The 16475-nt window shown below is 70.7% G+C and carries 14 protein-coding genes; 7 read left to right on the forward strand and 7 right to left on the reverse strand.

What is annotated here, in order from left to right; all coding sequences use genetic code 11:
• Positions 1-79 precede the first annotated feature (79 nt).
• Genes OF819_RS21170 through OF819_RS21190 form a run of 5 tightly spaced genes read right to left on the reverse strand, consistent with a single transcriptional unit; the run spans position 80 to position 5468 of the window.
• Positions 80-1390: a DUF58 domain-containing protein gene (locus OF819_RS21170; RefSeq protein WP_267245188.1), complete on the reverse strand. Its 1311-nt coding sequence runs from the start codon at positions 1388-1390 to the stop codon at positions 80-82.
• A gap of 11 nt (positions 1391-1401) precedes the next feature.
• Positions 1402-2385: an AAA family ATPase gene (locus tag OF819_RS21175; RefSeq protein WP_267245189.1), complete on the reverse strand. Its 984-nt coding sequence runs from the start codon at positions 2383-2385 to the stop codon at positions 1402-1404.
• Positions 2382-3560 (reverse strand): DUF4350 domain-containing protein, encoded by a 1179-nt coding sequence (locus OF819_RS21180; RefSeq protein WP_267245190.1) that lies wholly within the window; start codon positions 3558-3560, stop codon positions 2382-2384. Before OF819_RS21180 ends, OF819_RS21175 begins: the two co-directional genes overlap by 4 nt.
• Positions 3557-4237: a DUF4129 domain-containing protein gene (locus tag OF819_RS21185; protein ID WP_267245251.1), complete on the reverse strand. Its 681-nt coding sequence runs from the start codon at positions 4235-4237 to the stop codon at positions 3557-3559. The genes OF819_RS21180 and OF819_RS21185 overlap by 4 nt, the downstream gene beginning before the upstream one ends.
• A gap of 10 nt (positions 4238-4247) precedes the next feature.
• Complete coding sequence (locus OF819_RS21190) at positions 4248-5468, reverse strand: hypothetical protein (protein ID WP_267245191.1); 1221 nt, start codon at positions 5466-5468, stop codon at positions 4248-4250.
• A 194-nt stretch (positions 5469-5662) separates the two neighbouring features.
• Here OF819_RS21190 and mtnA point away from each other — a divergent pair, with 194 nt between their 5' ends.
• The 7 genes from mtnA to OF819_RS21225 all read left to right on the forward strand — a co-directional run bounded on the left by mtnA (position 5663) and on the right by OF819_RS21225 (position 14355).
• Entirely contained in the window at positions 5663-6802 is a 1140-nt protein-coding gene (gene mtnA, locus OF819_RS21195; RefSeq protein ID WP_267245192.1) for an S-methyl-5-thioribose-1-phosphate isomerase, read from the forward strand.
• A 4-nt stretch (positions 6803-6806) separates the two neighbouring features.
• Positions 6807-7496 carry a two-component system response regulator MtrA gene (mtrA, locus tag OF819_RS21200; RefSeq protein ID WP_191870552.1) on the forward strand — a complete coding sequence of 230 codons (690 nt, stop codon included), beginning with the start codon at positions 6807-6809 and terminating at the stop codon, positions 7494-7496.
• Position 7497: 1 nt separating this feature from the next.
• On the forward strand, positions 7498-9609 hold the full coding sequence (gene mtrB / locus OF819_RS21205) for an MtrAB system histidine kinase MtrB (protein WP_267245193.1): 2112 nt from the start codon (positions 7498-7500) through the stop codon (positions 9607-9609).
• A complete protein-coding gene (locus tag OF819_RS21210; RefSeq protein ID WP_416370588.1) occupies positions 9599-11449 on the forward strand; it encodes an LpqB family beta-propeller domain-containing protein in 1851 nt (616 codons plus the stop codon). The genes mtrB and OF819_RS21210 overlap by 11 nt, the downstream gene beginning before the upstream one ends.
• A gap of 194 nt (positions 11450-11643) precedes the next feature.
• Complete coding sequence (locus OF819_RS21215) at positions 11644-12402, forward strand: ComF family protein (RefSeq protein ID WP_267245194.1); 759 nt, start codon at positions 11644-11646, stop codon at positions 12400-12402.
• A gap of 308 nt (positions 12403-12710) precedes the next feature.
• Positions 12711-13400, forward strand: coding sequence for a ribosome hibernation-promoting factor, HPF/YfiA family (gene hpf / locus OF819_RS21220; protein ID WP_267245195.1), 690 nt, complete (start codon positions 12711-12713; stop codon positions 13398-13400).
• Positions 13401-13602: 202 nt separating this feature from the next.
• Positions 13603-14355, forward strand: coding sequence for a response regulator (locus tag OF819_RS21225; protein ID WP_267245196.1), 753 nt, complete (start codon positions 13603-13605; stop codon positions 14353-14355).
• Between the two features lie 19 nt (positions 14356-14374).
• Here OF819_RS21225 and OF819_RS21230 read toward each other — a convergent pair whose 3' ends face one another.
• Both OF819_RS21230 and OF819_RS21235 read right to left on the reverse strand, forming a co-directional pair.
• Entirely contained in the window at positions 14375-15538 is a 1164-nt protein-coding gene (locus OF819_RS21230; RefSeq protein WP_267245197.1) for a winged helix-turn-helix domain-containing protein, read from the reverse strand.
• A gap of 123 nt (positions 15539-15661) precedes the next feature.
• A complete protein-coding gene (locus OF819_RS21235; RefSeq protein WP_267245198.1) occupies positions 15662-16240 on the reverse strand; it encodes a GNAT family N-acetyltransferase in 579 nt (192 codons plus the stop codon).
• Positions 16241-16475 lie beyond the last annotated feature (235 nt).

The raw sequence follows: 16475 nt of genomic DNA on the forward strand, positions 1-16475 counted from the left end.
CCGTAGGCCCTGGACCGTTGGTCCGGGGCCTACGGCCTTTTTGCGTTGCCCCATCCTCACTGAGTCGTCAGGGATCGGCTCAGAGCCTGCCCGCGGCCTTGAGCGCGAGATAGACGTCGGACAGCGCCGGCGCGAGCTCCTCCGGCGTCGCGTCGACGACGGTGACCCCATGGCGCTCCAGCTGTGCCGCCGTATGGGCTCGCCGGGACTGCTCCTGGGTGGCCGCAGCGGCCTCGTACACGCCCTCGATCGTGCCGCGGCCTCGGGTCATCTGGGAGATCTGTGGATCCGCTACGGAGGCCACCAGCACAGTGTGGCGCTGTGTGAGCAGAGGGAGGACGGGCAGTAGGCCCTCTTCGATCGGGGCGGCGTCCAGCGTTGTGAGCAGAACGATGAGCGATCCGCGGGGAGCGCAGGCGAGCGCGGCGGCGCTGAGGCCCCGCGCATCCGTCTCCACCAGTTCAGGTTCGATCGTCGCCAGTGCGCTGACGAGGGCAGGCAGGATGTCCCCCGCGGCGCGGCCCTGGACCTGTGCTCGGATGCGGCGGTCATAGGCCAGGAGGTCGACCCGGTCGCCCGCACGCGAGGCCAGCGCCGCCAGCAGCAGTGCCGCGTCCATGGCCGCGTCGAGCCGGGGGACGTCTCCGACGCGGCCGGCAGATGTGCGGCCCGTGTCCAGGACGACCAGGATGTGGCGGTCACGCTCGGGGCGCCAGGTGCGCACAGTCACCGCGTTCTGTCGTGCCGTTGCGCGCCAGTCGATAGAGCGGGTGTCATCGCCGGGGACATAGTCGCGGAGGCTGTCGAACTCGGTTCCTTGCCCTCGGGTCAGGACGCTGGTGCGGCCGTCGAGCTCCCGGAGCCTTGCCAGCCGGGACGGCAGGTGCTTGCGGCTGGTGAAGGGCGGCAGTACGCGCAAGGTCCAGGGCACTCGGTGGCTGCCCTGGCGGGCGGCGAGGCCAAGCGGCCCATACGAGCGGACGGTGATGCGGTCGGCTTGCCGGTCGCCGCGACGGGTGGGGCGAAAGGCGGTGGTGAGGCGGCGGCGCTCTCCTGAAGGGACGGTGACTCCGTGGCGGGACGCCGTCTGGTCGGCGCCTGTCGGCCAGCTGCTCGGGGGCCACGCGTCCCGGACATGCGCCCGCAAGCTGCGTCGCGAAGGGTTCGTGATCGTCAGCGAGACCTTCGCATCCTCTCCGAGTCGAACTGATGTATCACCGGTTCGGGTGAATCGCAGCGTTCGCACTGGCGCGGCGAGGGCGTAGTCGCACAAGATTGCTAGTGACAACGGGGCGTTCACGGCAAGCATCCCCGTCCAGCTGGGCGCGAGGATGCCCACAGGAAGCGAGCCGAGGGCGGCGAGGAGAGCGGTTCGTCCGGTGAGGGCCATGGGTCAGCACCTCAGCGGGGGACCGGGACATGGGCCAGGATCGCGGTGATGACGGAGTCGCTGGTGACTCCTTCCATCTCCGCCTCGGGGCGGAGCTGGATCCTGTGACGCAGCGTGGGCAGGGCGAGGGCTTTCACATCGTCGGGGATGACGTAGTCGCGGCCGGTGAGCCAGGCCCAGGCGCGTGCTGAGGAGAGCAGAGCCGTGGCGCCCCGCGGCGAGACACCCAGAGTGAGCGAGGGGGAATCACGCGTGGCACGGCAGATATCGACGACATAGCCGGCGATCTCATCGGAGACCACGGTCTTGGCGACGGCGGCGCGCGCGGTCTCGAGGTCGGCGGGGCCGGCGACGGGACGGACTCCGGCGGCGTGAAGATCGTGCGGATTGAAGCCTTCGGCGTGCCGGCTGAGGACGTTGATCTCGTCCTCGCGTGACGGCAGTGGAACGGTCAGTTTAAGGAGAAAGCGGTCCAGTTGGGCTTCGGGAAGGGGGTAAGTGCCTTCGTATTCGACCGGGTTCTGTGTTGCGGCGACCAGGAAGGGGTCCGGGAGCGGGCGCGGTGTTCCGTCCACCGTGACCTGGCGTTCCTCCATCGCCTCGAGAAGCGAGGACTGCGTCTTGGGCGGGGTTCGGTTGATCTCGTCGGCAAGAAGGAGATTGGTGAAGACGGGTCCGGGCTGGAATGAGAACTCGGCGGTGCGTGCGTCATAGACGAGGGATCCCGTCACATCACTCGGCATCAGGTCGGGCGTGAACTGGACGCGTTTGGTGTCGAGTTCGAGAGAGGCGGCCAGTGCGCGGACCAGGAGCGTCTTGGCGACGCCCGGAACCCCTTCGAGGAGGACGTGACCTCGGCAGAGCAAGGCCACGACGAGCCCGGTGACAGCAGGGTCCTGGCCGACCACGGCCTTGGCGATCTCGGTGCGCACAGCCTCCAGGGAAGTGCGGGCGCGGTCCGAGTTCTCGGCTGACTCGGAGGTCGGGGCGCTCATGAGGTGCGTACCTCTCTTTCGAGGGCGTCGAGTTGATCGGCCAGCTGGATAAGAGCGGCGTCGTCGGCGGGAGCCGGGCCGAAGAGCAGATGTTGGAGGTCCCGGTCGCTGTCGGGGAGGCGGGCGGAGACCGCGGCGAGCAGGACGTCGGGGGAGTCGGCATCCGCTGGGGGGACGCCGAGCAGCGGGGCGAGTCGTCCGCGGCTGGCAGCACGCAGTGCCACGGCGGCTCGGTCGCGGGCGTTCACTCTGCGGTAGAGGCGGGCGCGGCCTTCCGTCGCTTCGGAGGCCCTGATGGCGACAGGAAGTCGCTCGGTGACCAGCGGGCCCAGGCGTTGGGCGCGCCAGACGGCGGCGAGGACCGCGGCGACGCCGAGTTGGAGGGCGCCCCAGAGCCAGCCGGGCGGAATGAGGTCAAAGAACGAGTTGTCGCCTTCGGGTGTAGCGGAGGCATCGCCGAGTGAAGGGAGGTACCAGATCAGATGGGGGTGGGAGCCGAGGAGCTGCAGGGCGAGAGAGGCGTTGCCGTGTTCGTCCAGGCGGTCGTTGTAGAGGATGTCGGGGGCGCCGAGCAGGACAGTCTCCCCGCTGCCGGGGCCGTCGAGGCGCAGCAGTGTGGGCACGCCGCCGCTGGGATAGCAGCTGTCCGCGCCAGGAGTGTCCGACGAGTAGCGCTGACCGCCGAGGTCCACGTCTCCAGCGCGAACGGCGGCAGGCAGTGCGCACTGCGGGGTCCGGGCGGACACCGGGGCCGGGCCTTCGGAGCGGACGTCCGGAGCGAGGACGGGGAGAGAGGTGTCGGCAGACAGGAGCACGGTCCGCCCCGCGGACGCGGCCATCGCCGTGTGCAGCGTGTCCTGCTGGCTTACTGTCAGCAGGTCCGGGTGGGCCACAAGCAGCGTCGTCGTGTCGTCCATCGCGGCGGTGGCTTCATCCAGGGTGGTCACCACACGTGTGTCGACGCCGCGATCACCGAGCAGTTCGGCGACGGCCCGGCTTCCGTACTGGTCGGCGGAGCGGGGGTCAAGGCGGCCGTGCTGATCCCCGGAACGCAGCGCGGCCATGGCGATGCCCGCCACGATGAGGATGGTGAGCGCGATCAGCAGACCGCGGGCGCGTCTCCACACCTGGCGTGTGGTGGGAGCGGTGGAGGTGGCGCCGACGGCTTCGGTCATGGGGCCGTCCCTGGGACGGTGTCGTTCAGCCGGGGCTTGGTGCGCTCCAGTTCCTGGTCCAGATCGCGAAGCCGCTGGTATGCCTGGTGGTCCGCGGTGCGCCCGCCGTATGCGACGTCGTCGAACTCACGTGAGGCGGCGCGAAGCCGGTCGGCGTGGTCGGGCAGGGAGCGGCCCGCTTCGGCGGCGGCCTCGTCCGCGGTGCGGCCGGGGCGCGGATCGAGGAGGGCGCGCTCCTCCAGAGCGCGGACGATGGCCCGCATCCGCTCCTGGAGGGCGTCGTTCCAGCGGCCGGCCGCGGCGTGCTGTTCCGCGGCGGTGCGGTGTTCGGCGGCGCTGCGGGCGCTGGTGTCGAAGAGCGCCTCCGCGGTGGCGGCGGTCCTGCGGGGGGTGCCCAGCCGCCACCACAGGGCGGCGATCAGCGCGAGGACGGCCAGGACGATGACGGCGATGCCGAGTGCGCCGCCCGGCGCGGCGTCTGACGCGGCGTCGAAGAGACCGCCGATCCACTCCCAGAAGCGGTCGATGGCACGCTGGAGCAGGTTTGGATCGTTCTCGTGGTACATCGGCCTGGACAGCTCCCGCTCCGCGGCCTCGCGGGCCGGTACGCGGGGGGTGTCGACCGGGACGTCGTCGCCGGCGCGCAGCAGTGCCCGCACGGCGACCCTGTCCCCCATGGGCACGGCATCAGCTCCCGGAGGTGTCGCCGCCGGGCGGCTCGGAGCCATAGCCGGGAACGCCGGCCGCCCGTGCGAGTTCAAGGTCCAGCGCCTCGCGGCGGATGCGCTGGTCGATATAGAGCAGGACCGTGACACCGGCGGAGATCGGATAGGTGACGGCGGAGGCGATGACCGAGCCGATGCCGCTGACGATCAGGTAAGGCCAGCCGAACTGGGGATCCGAGCCGCTGAGGAGGTCGCTGAATCCGCTGCTGTCCACCATGAGTGCGATCACGACAAACGGCACGATGATGATCAACGAGAGGAGGAACAGCAGCACCATCGTGAGCAGCAGGATGCCGAAGACCCGCCACCAGGCACCGTGGACCAGCTTGGCCGAGCGGCGCAAGGAAGGGATGACGCCCTGGCGTTCCAGCATCAGCGCGGGCGAGGCGAGAGCGAAGCGGACCATCAGCCAGAGGATTGCGACGACGGCCGCGATGCCTCCGAGCACAGTGAGCAGCACGCCGGAGCCATTGCCCAGCAGCAGCCCCGGAAGGAGGCCGACGGCCATGATGCCCGCGCTCAGCAGGGGCAGCAGCAGAATCAGCCCGAGCAGATGCGGAAGCCGGGGCCGAGCCTCATGCCAGGCGTCGGCGAGCGTCACCGGGCGGCCCAGCACGGAGCGGCTGACCACGACAGTCAGCAGTGCCGTGGTGAACAGGGTTCCGATCAGGGTGATGAACAGCGTGGGCCCGAGGGAAGTGAGGCTGTACTGCAGGGACTCGATGGACTGGTCAATGGCCTCGGAAGGCGTCGGGTTCGGGTTGACCGCGGGCGGCTCGGGCAGCGCATAGCGCTCGATGAGGATGTTGGCGATCTGCGTGATCACCGCGACCGTGATGGTGATCCCCAGGACCGTACGCCAGTGGGCGCGCAGGGTGGACACCGCGCCGTCCAGTATTTCGCCGATGCCGAGCGGGCGAAGAGGAATCACTCCCGGCTTGGCTGCCGGGGGTTGGCCCCAGGCGCCGTGCGGGCGGCCCCCGCCCCAACCGGAGGGAGGAGGCGGTGCGGGTGGGCCGGAGGGGGCGGACCACTGCCCTGGAGGGGGTTGCTCCTTGGACCACGTTGCGCCCGCGCCGTGCTCGGCGGCCGGTCCGGCGGGGCGAGGGGTGCCGGAGGCGCCGGAGTCCTGTCCGTCGGAGGGAGCAGATCCGGGCGAGGCCCAGCCCGGAGAGTCGTTCACGGTCGTCCACCTCATGGATTGGTCGCGGGACCGGCTCGGCGGCCGGCATGTTCACGTCTTCCGTCCGTCCGCCAGGGCGGCAGGTTGGCAGCCATCGTGCCACGCGTCGTCTGGCGGCGGACCGGGCCCTGTGTCTCCTTCGCGTATCGCCTTCGTGCCTTCATTGTCGGTGTGTCACGGGGCAGACTGGGCGGATGGCTGATCAATACGCGCACAACCCGGCCGATGCCGGGCCGCCGCCGCTGCCCGTGCTGCGCTGGGAGGAATCGCCGGATGGGCCTGTGCTGGTGCTGCTCGACCAGACGCGGCTGCCCGCCGAAGAGGTCGAACTGGTCTGCACTGATGTGCCGAAGCTGGTGGGGGCGATCGAGTCGCTGGCTGTACGCGGTGCGCCGCTGCTGGGCATCGCCGGGGCCTACGGAGTGGCGCTGGCGGCCGCCAGGGGCTTTGACGTCGAGGAAGCGGCGGTTCTGCTGGAGCGGGCGCGGCCCACCGCGGTGAATCTGGGGTATGGGGTGCGCCGTGTGCAGGCCGCCCATCGGGCGGCGGCGGAGTCCGGCGCGGACGCCCGAGGGGCGGCCCGGGCTGCGCTCGCCGCGGCGAAGGAGCTGCACCGGGAGGACGCGCAGGCCAGCACCCGGATGGCCGAGTACGGGACGGCGCTGCTCGAGGAGCTGCTGCCGGGCGGCGGGCTGCGCATTCTGACCCACTGCAACTCCGGGGCGCTGGTTTCCGGGGGCGAGGGCACGGCGTTCGCCGTGGCGCTGCGGGTGCACCGCGGTCGGCGGCTGAGGCGGCTGTGGGTGGGCGAGACCAGGCCGCTGCTGCAGGGCGCCCGGCTGACCGCCTATGAGGCGGCCCGCCATGGGATGGCGTACACGCTGCTTACGGACAGTGCCGCGGGCTCGCTCTTTGCGGCGGGCGAGGTCGATGCCGTACTGATAGGGGCCGACCGGATCGCCGCGGACGGATCCGTGGCAAACAAGGTCGGGAGCTATCCGCTGGCGGTGCTCGCCAAGTATCACCATGTGCCGTTTGTCGTGGTCGCGCCGACCACGACGGTCGATCTCGGCACGGTGGACGGAAAGGCGATAGAGGTGGAGCAGCGACCGGGCCATGAGGTGACGGAGGTCATAGCTCCGAATGCCCCGGCAGGGGCAGGCGGAGGGCTGGCGGTGGCGCCGCTGGGCGCGCAGGCGTACAACCCCGCGTTCGATGTCACGCCGCCGGATTTGGTGACGGCCGTCGTCACCGAGCAGGGTGCGGTGTCCCCGGTCACCGGGGACGCGCTGGCACGTTTGTGTGCCAGGTCACGCCAGGTAACGATTAGCTAATGGGATGATGTCGTTTATGAAGGGACGAGTCCTTGTCGTCGACGACGACACCGCACTGGCCGAGATGCTCGGCATTGTGCTGCGTGGTGAAGGGTTCGAGCCGTCGTTCGTAGCGGACGGCGACAAGGCGCTTGCCGCATTCCGGGAGACCAAGCCGGATCTGGTGCTGCTGGATCTCATGCTGCCCGGGCGGGACGGCATCGAGGTGTGCAGGCTGATCCGGGCTGAGTCCGGAGTGCCGATCGTGATGCTCACGGCCAAGAGCGACACGGTGGATGTGGTGGTCGGGCTGGAGTCCGGCGCCGACGACTACATCGTGAAGCCGTTCAAGCCGAAGGAGCTGGTCGCCCGTATCCGGGCCAGGCTCCGCAGGTCCGAAGAGCCCGCGCCGGAGCAGCTGACGATCGGCGATCTGGTCATCGACGTCGCCGGTCACTCGGTGAAGCGAGACGGCCAGTCGATCGCGCTGACCCCGCTCGAGTTCGATCTGCTGGTCGCCCTGGCGCGCAAGCCCTGGCAGGTGTTCACCCGCGAGGTCCTGCTCGAACAGGTGTGGGGCTACCGGCACGCGGCCGACACCCGGCTGGTCAACGTGCATGTGCAGCGGCTGCGCTCCAAGGTCGAGAAGGACCCGGAGCGCCCGGAGATCGTGGTGACCGTGCGTGGCGTCGGATACAAGGCGGGGCCGAGCTGACATGCCCCCCGGCGGCGTTGCTCCGAAGCCCGGGGAGCCGGGAGTCCGTGCGGAGCGGGCTGCCGGGCCAGGGCGTGCGCCCTCGCGCCTCGACAGGCTGAGGCACGGCGGGCGTCTCCTCCAGGACGGCGCGTCGGGCGGGCCGGTGCTGCGGCTCGTCATGCGCTGGGTGCGCCGGCCGCTGCTGCCCGCCGTGCGGCTCTGGCGGCGGAACATTCAGCTCAGGGTCGTGGTGAGCACGCTGCTGATGTCGCTCGGTGTGGTGATCCTGCTGGGCTTCGTCGTCATCGGCCAGGTACGCAACGGTCTGCTGGACGCCAAGGCGAAGGCGGCGCAGAGCCAGGCGGCGGGCGGATTCGCCGTGGCGCGGGAGAAGGCCAACGCGCCGGTCGCCCCCGGCGCCGGGCAGGACGGCTCGGACACAGACGGGCGCACCGCGGGCGGCACCTGGCGGTCCGATCTGGTGGAGCAGCTCGCCAGCGGCGGCCAGGGCTCGTACAACGTCGTGGCGCTGAGTCCCGAGTCCGACGGGCCGACAGGCTGGGGGCCGCGCACCTCGGGCACGGTCGACCCGGCGAGCATCCCGCGTGAGCTGCGGGAGGCCGTCGACCAGGAGCCGGGCACGTTCGAGACCTACCTCCAGATCAAGTACGGAAACGAGCGGGAGCCGGAGTCCGGGCTGGTCGTCGGCACCCGTCTGAACGACATCGAGGGCAACCCCTACGAGTTGTACTACGTCTTCCCGCTGGCGCAGGAGGAGCAGTCGCTCAACCTCGTCCGGGGCACGCTGGCGACCGCCGGGCTGTTTGTCGTCGTGCTGCTCGGCGCCATCGCCTGGCTGGTGGTGCGGCAGACCGTGACGCCCGTGCGGATGGCGGCGGGAATCGCCGAGCGGCTGTCCGCGGGCCGGCTGCAGGAGCGGATGAAGGTCACCGGCGAGGACGACATCGCACGGCTCGGCGAGGCCTTCAACAAGATGGCGCAGAATCTCCAGCTCAAGATCCAGCAGCTGGAGGAGCTGTCGCGGATGCAGCGGCGGTTCGTCTCGGACGTCTCCCATGAGCTGCGTACGCCGCTGACGACCGTGCGGATGGCCGCCGACGTCATCCATGAGGCGCGCAGTGACTTCGACCCCGTGACGGCCCGCTCGGCGGAGCTCCTCGGCGATCAGCTCGACCGGTTCGAGTCGCTGCTGTCGGATCTGCTGGAGATCAGCCGGTTCGACGCGGGCGCTGCGGCCCTGGAAGCCGAGGCAATAGACCTGCGCGACGTGGTGCGCAGGGTCATCGGCGGGGCGGAGCCGCTGGCCGAACGCAAGGGCAGCAGAATCCGGGTCGTCGGCGACGATCAGCCGATCGTGGCCGAAGCCGATGCCCGGCGGGTCGAGCGCGTCCTGCGGAATCTGGTAGTCAACGCCGTCGAGCACGGCGAGGGCCGCGATGTGGTGGTGCGCATGGCCGCGGCCGGCGGGGCCGTCGCGGTGGCCGTGCGGGACTACGGAGTGGGCCTGAAGCCGGGCGAGGCGACCCGGGTGTTCAACCGGTTCTGGCGCGCCGACCCGGCGCGCGCCCGCACCACCGGCGGCACCGGCCTCGGCCTGTCGATCGCCGTCGAGGACGCCCGCCTGCACGGCGGCTGGCTCCAGGCCTGGGGCGAGCCCGGCGGCGGCTCGCAGTTCCGGCTGACCCTGCCGCGGACGGCGGACGAGCCGCTGCGCGGATCGCCCATACCGCTGGAGCCCGAGGACTCCCGGCAGAACAGAGCACGCGCCCAGTCGGCCGAGTCAGCCGCGACGACCGGGAAGAAGGGGCAGATGTTTGCCTCCGTGCCCCCGCGGCAGCTGTCGGACGGCACACCGCTGCCCGTGCCGCCGCGCGCCCCCCTGCCCGCCTCGGCCGCGCCGGCAGGGGTGGACCCGGCGGCGCTTCCCGGCAGCGGCGGCGCCCGGGTGGTGCCACGGCCCGCCGGTACCACACGCACCGGCGCGGGGCCGTCCCAGCACCACGGCCGGCAGCAGGCTCCTCAGAAGCAGCAGGCTCCGCGGGAGGAGAAGGCATCGGAACGGTCCGCGAACCGCTCCGCGGAACGGGAGGACACCACTCGTGGCCGCTGACCCCCGACAGCCCGGCCGTCGAGGCGCGCGGCGCGCCGTTGTCCTGCTCACGGGCACCGGCGTGCTGCTCACCGGATGCGCGTCGATGCCCGACAGCGGCGATGTCCACCCGGTGAAGGCCCAGGGAGGGGACTCCCAGGTGCGGGTCTATGCCGTGCCGCCGCGTAAGGGAGCCCAGCCCGAGGAGATCATTACGGGTTTCCTTGAGGCGATGACCAGCGATGACGCGGACTTCGCCACCGCGCGGAAGTATCTGACGGCCAAAGCGTCGAAGCAGTGGCGTCCGGAGGAGAGCACCACGGTCCTGGCGGCCGCGCCGGACGTAAGCCAGCCGGCCGGCGGCAGCCGCGGCCAGCCGGGCATGGACTACCCGCTGCAGGGCAAGCAGATCGCCGCCGTGGACGCACAGCAGGCGTACCAGCCAATGGCCCCCCGGGACTACCGCAGCAGTCTCCATCTGTCGCTGCAGACCACCCCCGAAGGCAAGGAGTGGCGCATCGACGCACTGCCCGCCGGGCTGGTGCTGGGCGCGTCGGACTTCCAGCGCAACTATTTCTCGATCAACAAGTACTACTTCGCGTCCGGCCGGGACGTGGTGGTCGCCGACCCCGTCTACATCCGGCGGAAGCAGGACCCGGTGACCGGGATGGACGCGACCGCGCAGTCGGTCAACTCGCTGCTCGGCGGTCCGACGAACTGGCTGAAACCGGTCGTCGAGTCGCCGTTCCCCACCGGTACGGGGCTGAAGGACGGCGTCACCTCGCTGACCTTCGACGACCGGAACACCCTGAGGGTGCCGCTCAACGAGAAGGCATCCCACGTGGGCAGGCCGCAGTGCGTGAAGATGGCGGCGCAGATTCTGTTCACCGTGAGGGATGTGACGTCCACGCGGGTTGAGCAGGTCGAGCTGGAGCGCAGCGACGGTTCGCAGCTGTGTGTGCTCGGCCGTGGCCAGGCGGAGGAGTTCGCCGCGGACCAGCTCTCCGGCAGGCCCGGCAATCAGTACTTCGTCGACGAGAAGGGCCGGCTGGCGGTGCTGTCGGGCGCGGCCAAGGAGATAACCGAGCCGGATCTCGTGCCCGGGCCGTTCGGCGACGGCCGGCTGCCCATCAGCGCCGTGGCCGTGGCGCGCGATGAGCACACCGCCGCGGCCGTCTCCAAGGACTCCAGCCGGCTGTTCGTGTCGTCCATCGTCTCGGACGGCGAACTGGGCGAGCCCGTGGTGGAGAGCCACGGGCGGAACGAACACGACAGGCTGTCCGCACCCAGCTGGGACGGGCGGGGCGATCTGTGGGTCGCCGACCGCAACCCCGCAGGTCCTGCGTTGCTGCGGCTGCAGGGAGGCGCCGGCGAACCCCAGAAGGTCAAGATCGTGCCGGGGCTCGACGGCGGGCGCATCGAGGCGCTGAAGGTCTCCGCCGACGGGGTGCGCATAGCCCTGCTCCTGAAGAAGGGCGACACGACCACGCTGAGCATCGGCCGGGTGGAGCGCTCGGGTCCGACGGACAATCCGGTGGTGTCCGTGACCGAACTGCGGCCTGCCGCACCGCAGATGGAATCGGTCACCGCGGTTTCCTGGGCCGGGCCGAGCAGGCTCGTCGTGGTCGGCAAGGAGGCCGGCGGTGTGCAGCAGGTGCGCTATCTGCGGACCGACGGCTCCACTCCGCCCGACAGCCTGCCCGGGCTGAACGGGGTGAAGTCCGTGGCCGCGTCCGATGACCCGGAGCGTCCGCTGGCGGCGTACTCCGAGGACGACGGGATCGTGCGGCGGCCGGCGGGTGGGAACTGGCAGACGATGGTGGAGAAGGAGCAGGGGTCCTTCCCCGTCTACCCCGGTTAGGACGCGGGGGCGGTTCTTGGTGCGGTCGGATGGGGTTCGCCCCGCGCCCTGGGGCGGCAGCCCCGCGCCGCCCGCCCCCTGTACGGCCTTCGGCCGTGTCCTCAATCTCCCCCAGACTCCTCCCCCAGCGGTAGCTGGGGGAATGGTTTTCCACAGGGGTGGCGGGACGGGGCCGGGGCCGCCATCGTGGAGGCATGCGGGGATGGTGGTGGCGGGAGATCTCCTCACTGGTGCTGCCCCTGGCCTGCGGCGGCTGCGGCGTTCCTCGTACGCAGCTGTGCGACAGGTGCGCCGACGCGCTGCACGGGGGAGCGGCGCGACGGGCCCGGCCGCAGCCCGAGCCGGTCGGGCTGCCGGCTGTGTACGCGGCGGCGGTGTATGCGGACCAGGTGCGTGCGGTGCTGCTGGCGCACAAGGAGCGGGGCGCGCTGGGGCTGGCCCGGCCGCTGGGCGTCGCGCTTGCGGGGGCGGTGAGAGCCGCGGCGGGACGCCCCCTGGGCGGCGGCGCGGGACCGCTGCTGCTGGTGCCGGTGCCGTCGTCGCGGCGAGCGGTCAGGGCGCGGGGGCAGGATGCGACACGGCGCATGGCCCTGGCGGCCGCCCGGGAGCTGCGGCGCACGGGAACGCGGGCCGCGGTGCTCAGCGTGCTGAGCCAGCGGCGTGCTGTGGCCGACCAGTCGGAGCTCACGGCCCCGCAGCGGCTGTCCAACCTCGCCGGAGCTCTTTATGCGCCCGCGGGCGCGGCACGCCTCCTCGCGGCGGGCAGGCCGGTGCTGGTGGACGACCTGATGACCACGGGGGCGTCGCTGGCGGAGGCGGCACGTGCGGTCCGCGCCGTTCTCCCTGATGAGCGGCTCTGCGCGGCAGTCGTCGCCGTACCTTCTCTGTCCTTCGGTCCTTCGGTCCTTCGAAATAAACCGGAACTGACAGAGAAGTTGCAACGTTGCAGGTAGTGAGAGACGAAAGGCCCCTGAACGGAGGTACGTGCTGGTAGCGGGTGCCGCGAACCGTCTGATCGAGCTATGTTCGGTTGTGAGGAATGGCGAACGCCGTACCTCCCCCAGTGCACTCCTGGGTTTCCGGAAAGTGACGTAACACGCCGGAGAGACGGGAAGCCAGTGGGTGGGGATCTTGTCGGCTGGGGAGGAGGAGGTGAAACTCGCCAAGTCCGGGACTCCGGCGATACCACCGGAGTCTGGTGCAAGAGGGAGATGCTCCGCAGCCGACGCGTATGCGGAGCGATCCGGGAACGGAGTTCTGCGTGGACATCGTCGTCAAGGGCCGCAAGACCGAGGTGCCCCAGCGGTTCCGCAAGCACGTGGCCGAGAAGCTGAACCTGGAGAAGATCCAGAAGCTCGACGCCAAGGTGATCAGCCTGGATGTCGAGGTGTCCAAGGAACACAACCCACGGCAGGCCGACCGTTCCGACCGCGTGGAGATCACTCTCCGCTCCCGAGGCCCGGTGATCCGGGCTGAGGCCGCGGCCGGCGACCCTTACGCAGCGCTGGACCTCGCCACCGGCAAGCTGGAGGCCCGGCTGCGCAGGCAGCACGACAAGCGCCACACCCGCCGGGGCAACGGCCGGCTGACGGCCGCGGAAGTGCCCGACGTGGTCCCCGGCGTCGCCGCGCTGAACGGCAACGGCAAGCCGGTCTCCGAAGAAGCGACGGAATCCATTCCCACCACCAGGATCGGCTCGCTCGAAATCCAGGGCGAAGGGCCGCTGGTGGTCCGCGAGAAAGTCCACACCGCGGCTCCGATGACTCTCGACCAGGCTCTCTACGAAATGGAGCTGGTCGGGCACGACTTCTATCTCTTCGTCGACTCCGAGACGAAGCAGCCCAGTGTCGTCTACCGGCGACACGCCTACGACTACGGCGTCATCCATCTGGAGACGGACCCGCTCGCCGGCTCTGAGGCAGGCGGAGCGGGCGGCGCCCTCGGCGGCTGATCCCCGGCTGCCAGAAGGTGTGAAGTGCCCCTGGAGCGCCCTGTGCGCCCCCAGGGGCACCACCGTGCCACCAGGGGATCATCGCTGTGTCGCCCGGGCATGAAAGCATGGCGTCCCAAGCCAACATATGCGCGTTGCACTGATGTTGGCCTCACCGCGAACCACCTATGCTCTTCAGGCCACGGCCTTCAGGGGGAGAACGATGGCGGACAGCTTCGGGCCCGTGCACGGCGATTCGGCCGACGCGGAGGGCACGGTCGACGGCGCCGGGACGGACACGGGAGCATCCCGCAAGGAGCCGATCCGGGTCCTCGTGGTGGACGACCACGCCCTCTTCCGGAGGGGACTGGAGATCGTCCTCAAACAGGAGGAGGACATCCAGGTCGTCGGCGAGGCCGGTGACGGCGCGGAGGCCGTGGACAAGGCCGCGGATCTGCTGCCCGACATCGTGCTGATGGATGTGCGCATGCCCAAGCGAGGCGGCATCGAGGCCTGCACCTCCATCAAGGAGGTCGCCCCCAGCGCCAAGATCATCATGCTGACGATCAGCGATGAGGAGGCCGACCTCTACGACGCGATCAAGGCGGGCGCCACCGGCTATCTCCTCAAGGAGATCTCCACGGACGAGGTGGCCACCGCGATCCGCGCCGTGGCGGACGGCCAGTCCCAGATCAGCCCCTCCATGGCGTCCAAGCTGCTGACCGAGTTCAAGTCGATGATCCAGCGCACCGACGAGCGGCGGCTGGTGCCCGCGCCCCGGCTGACCGACCGGGAGCTTGAGGTGCTCAAGCTGGTCGCCACCGGTATGAACAACCGGGACATCGCCAAGGAGCTGTTCATCTCCGAGAACACCGTCAAGAACCATGTGCGCAACATCCTGGAGAAGCTGCAGCTGCACTCCAGGATGGAGGCCGTGGTGTACGCGATGCGGGAGAAGATCCTCGAGATCAGGTGAGTATCAGGAGGGGGGAGCCTCAGCTGAGGGCGCTGATCAGGGGCGCGGCCAGCTCGGGCCGGTCGACCCGCTCCACCCGCACCGCATCGCAGCCCACCCACTCGGCCGCCTCGCGCAGCGCCTGCGCCATCGGGGCCACCGCCCGGGGGCCGTCCAGCGAGACCTGCCGGGCCACGAGCGTCCGGCCGTCACGAGCTGGATCCACCCGGCCCAGCAGCCTGCCGCCGGACAACAGCGGCATCGCGAAATAGCCGTGCACCCGCTTCGCCTTGGGCACATATGCCTCCAGGCGATGAGTGAAGCCGAAGATCCGCTCGGTGCGCGGCCGCTCCCAGATCAGCGAGTCGAACGGCGACAGCAGAGTCGTACGGTGCCGCCCGCGCGGCGCGCTCTCCAGCGCAGCGGGATCGGCCCAGGCAGGCTTCTCCCAGCCCTCCACCCGCACCGGCACCAGCCCGGAGTCCGCGACTGCCGCGTCGAACTGCTCGCCCTTGATGCGGTGGTAGTCGGCGATGTCGGACCGGGTGCCCACCCCCAGCGCCTCACCGGCCAGCCGCACCAGACGGCGCAGGCACTCGGCGTCGTCCAGCTCATCGTGCAGCAGCTCGCCCGGCACCGCGCGCTCCGCCAGGTCGTACACCCGCTTCCAGCCGCGCCGCTCGGTGCACACCACCTCGCCGTACATCAGCGCCCGCTCGACGGCGACCTTGGCCTCCGACCAGTCCCACCACGGGCCGCCGTTCTTCGCGCCGCCCAATTCCGTCGCCGTCAGCGGCCCTTCGGCGCGCAGCTGCTTGATCACCGTGTCGTATACGCCGTCGCTCAGCTCGTGGTGCCACTGCGGCCGGGAGCGGTAGGCGCGACGCCGGAACGCGAAGTGCGGCCACTCTTCGATGGGCAGGATGCAGGCCGCATGCGACCAGTACTCAAAGCTGTGGCCCTCGGTCCAGTACGCCTCCTCGACCGTGCGGCGGCCCACCGCGCCGAGACGTGCGTACGGAATCAGCTCATGCGAGCGGGCGAGCACGGAGATCGTGTCGAGCTGCACCGCCCCCAGACGGCGCAGCATCCCGCGCACCCCGGCCTTCCGGTCGGGCGCGCCCAGGAAGCCCTGGGCGCGCAGGGCTATCCGGCGGGCCTCGTCGGCGGAGAGTTCGGCGGCGGGAGGCGGCAGTGTGGTCATGCTCGGCACCTTAGAGGGCGCCACTGACAGTCCGGCCGGACCGGACGGTCGGCCCGGTCGGCCCGGTCGGCCCGGCGGGGCTGGCGGGGCTGGCGGGGGCGGGGCCGGGCCGGGAGACGGCGGTCAGCCCCGCGGGGCCGGCAGATAGGGGCAGGGCGTCGGCAGCCCGAGATCGGACGGGAGCAGCGCGCCGATCCATGCGTCCCGGAGCGTGTCCTTGTTCATCAGGGCAGCCCGCAGCGTCCCCTCGTGACTGAATCCGGCTCTCTCCGCGACGGCTCTGGAGCCCGCGTTGCCGACCTCCGCGCGCCACTCCAAGCGGGTGGCCTTCAGCCGGGTGAACGTCCAGTGGGCCACCGCGCCCAGCGCCTCGGCCGTCATGCCCCGCCCCCGGTGCTCCTTCGCCGTCCAGAAGCCGACCTCCCACGTACCCGAAAGGGTACGCAGAGTGACGCCGATGGAGCCCATGAGCGTGCCGCCCTCGCGCGGCAGCATCGCGAAGGTGCACATCGTGCCGGTCTGCCAGCCGTCGGGGACCATCTGCCCGGTGAACTCTTCCGCGTGCCGGCGGGTGTACGGGGAGGGAACCGTCGTCCAGCGCTGGATGTCGGGATCCTGACAAGCCTGGTACACCGCCTCCGCGTCCTCGGGGGTGAAGCTGCGCAGCAGCAGACGCCGGGTGGTGAGGGTGATGGGCTCCATGCAGGGATTCTGGTCAGCCGCACCGGCGGATGCGAGCACTTTTCACGCTCCCCGGCACCTTCCGTGCGCTCCGCGCGTTCTCCTTGAGGGCGAGCAGGAGAGCCCCAGTGACGGCGGAGCACCGGCGGGCCTCCCGGCCCGGGAGGGTCCTCGCTTACGATGGCCGTTGCGGTGGGGCCCGCCTGCCGCGCCCGTGCCAGTGTCCGAATACACATCCAGTGCCAGGCCCGACCGG

Source organism: Streptomyces sp. PR69 (assembly GCF_026420845.1).
Lineage (GTDB): Bacteria > Actinomycetota > Actinomycetes > Streptomycetales > Streptomycetaceae > Streptomyces.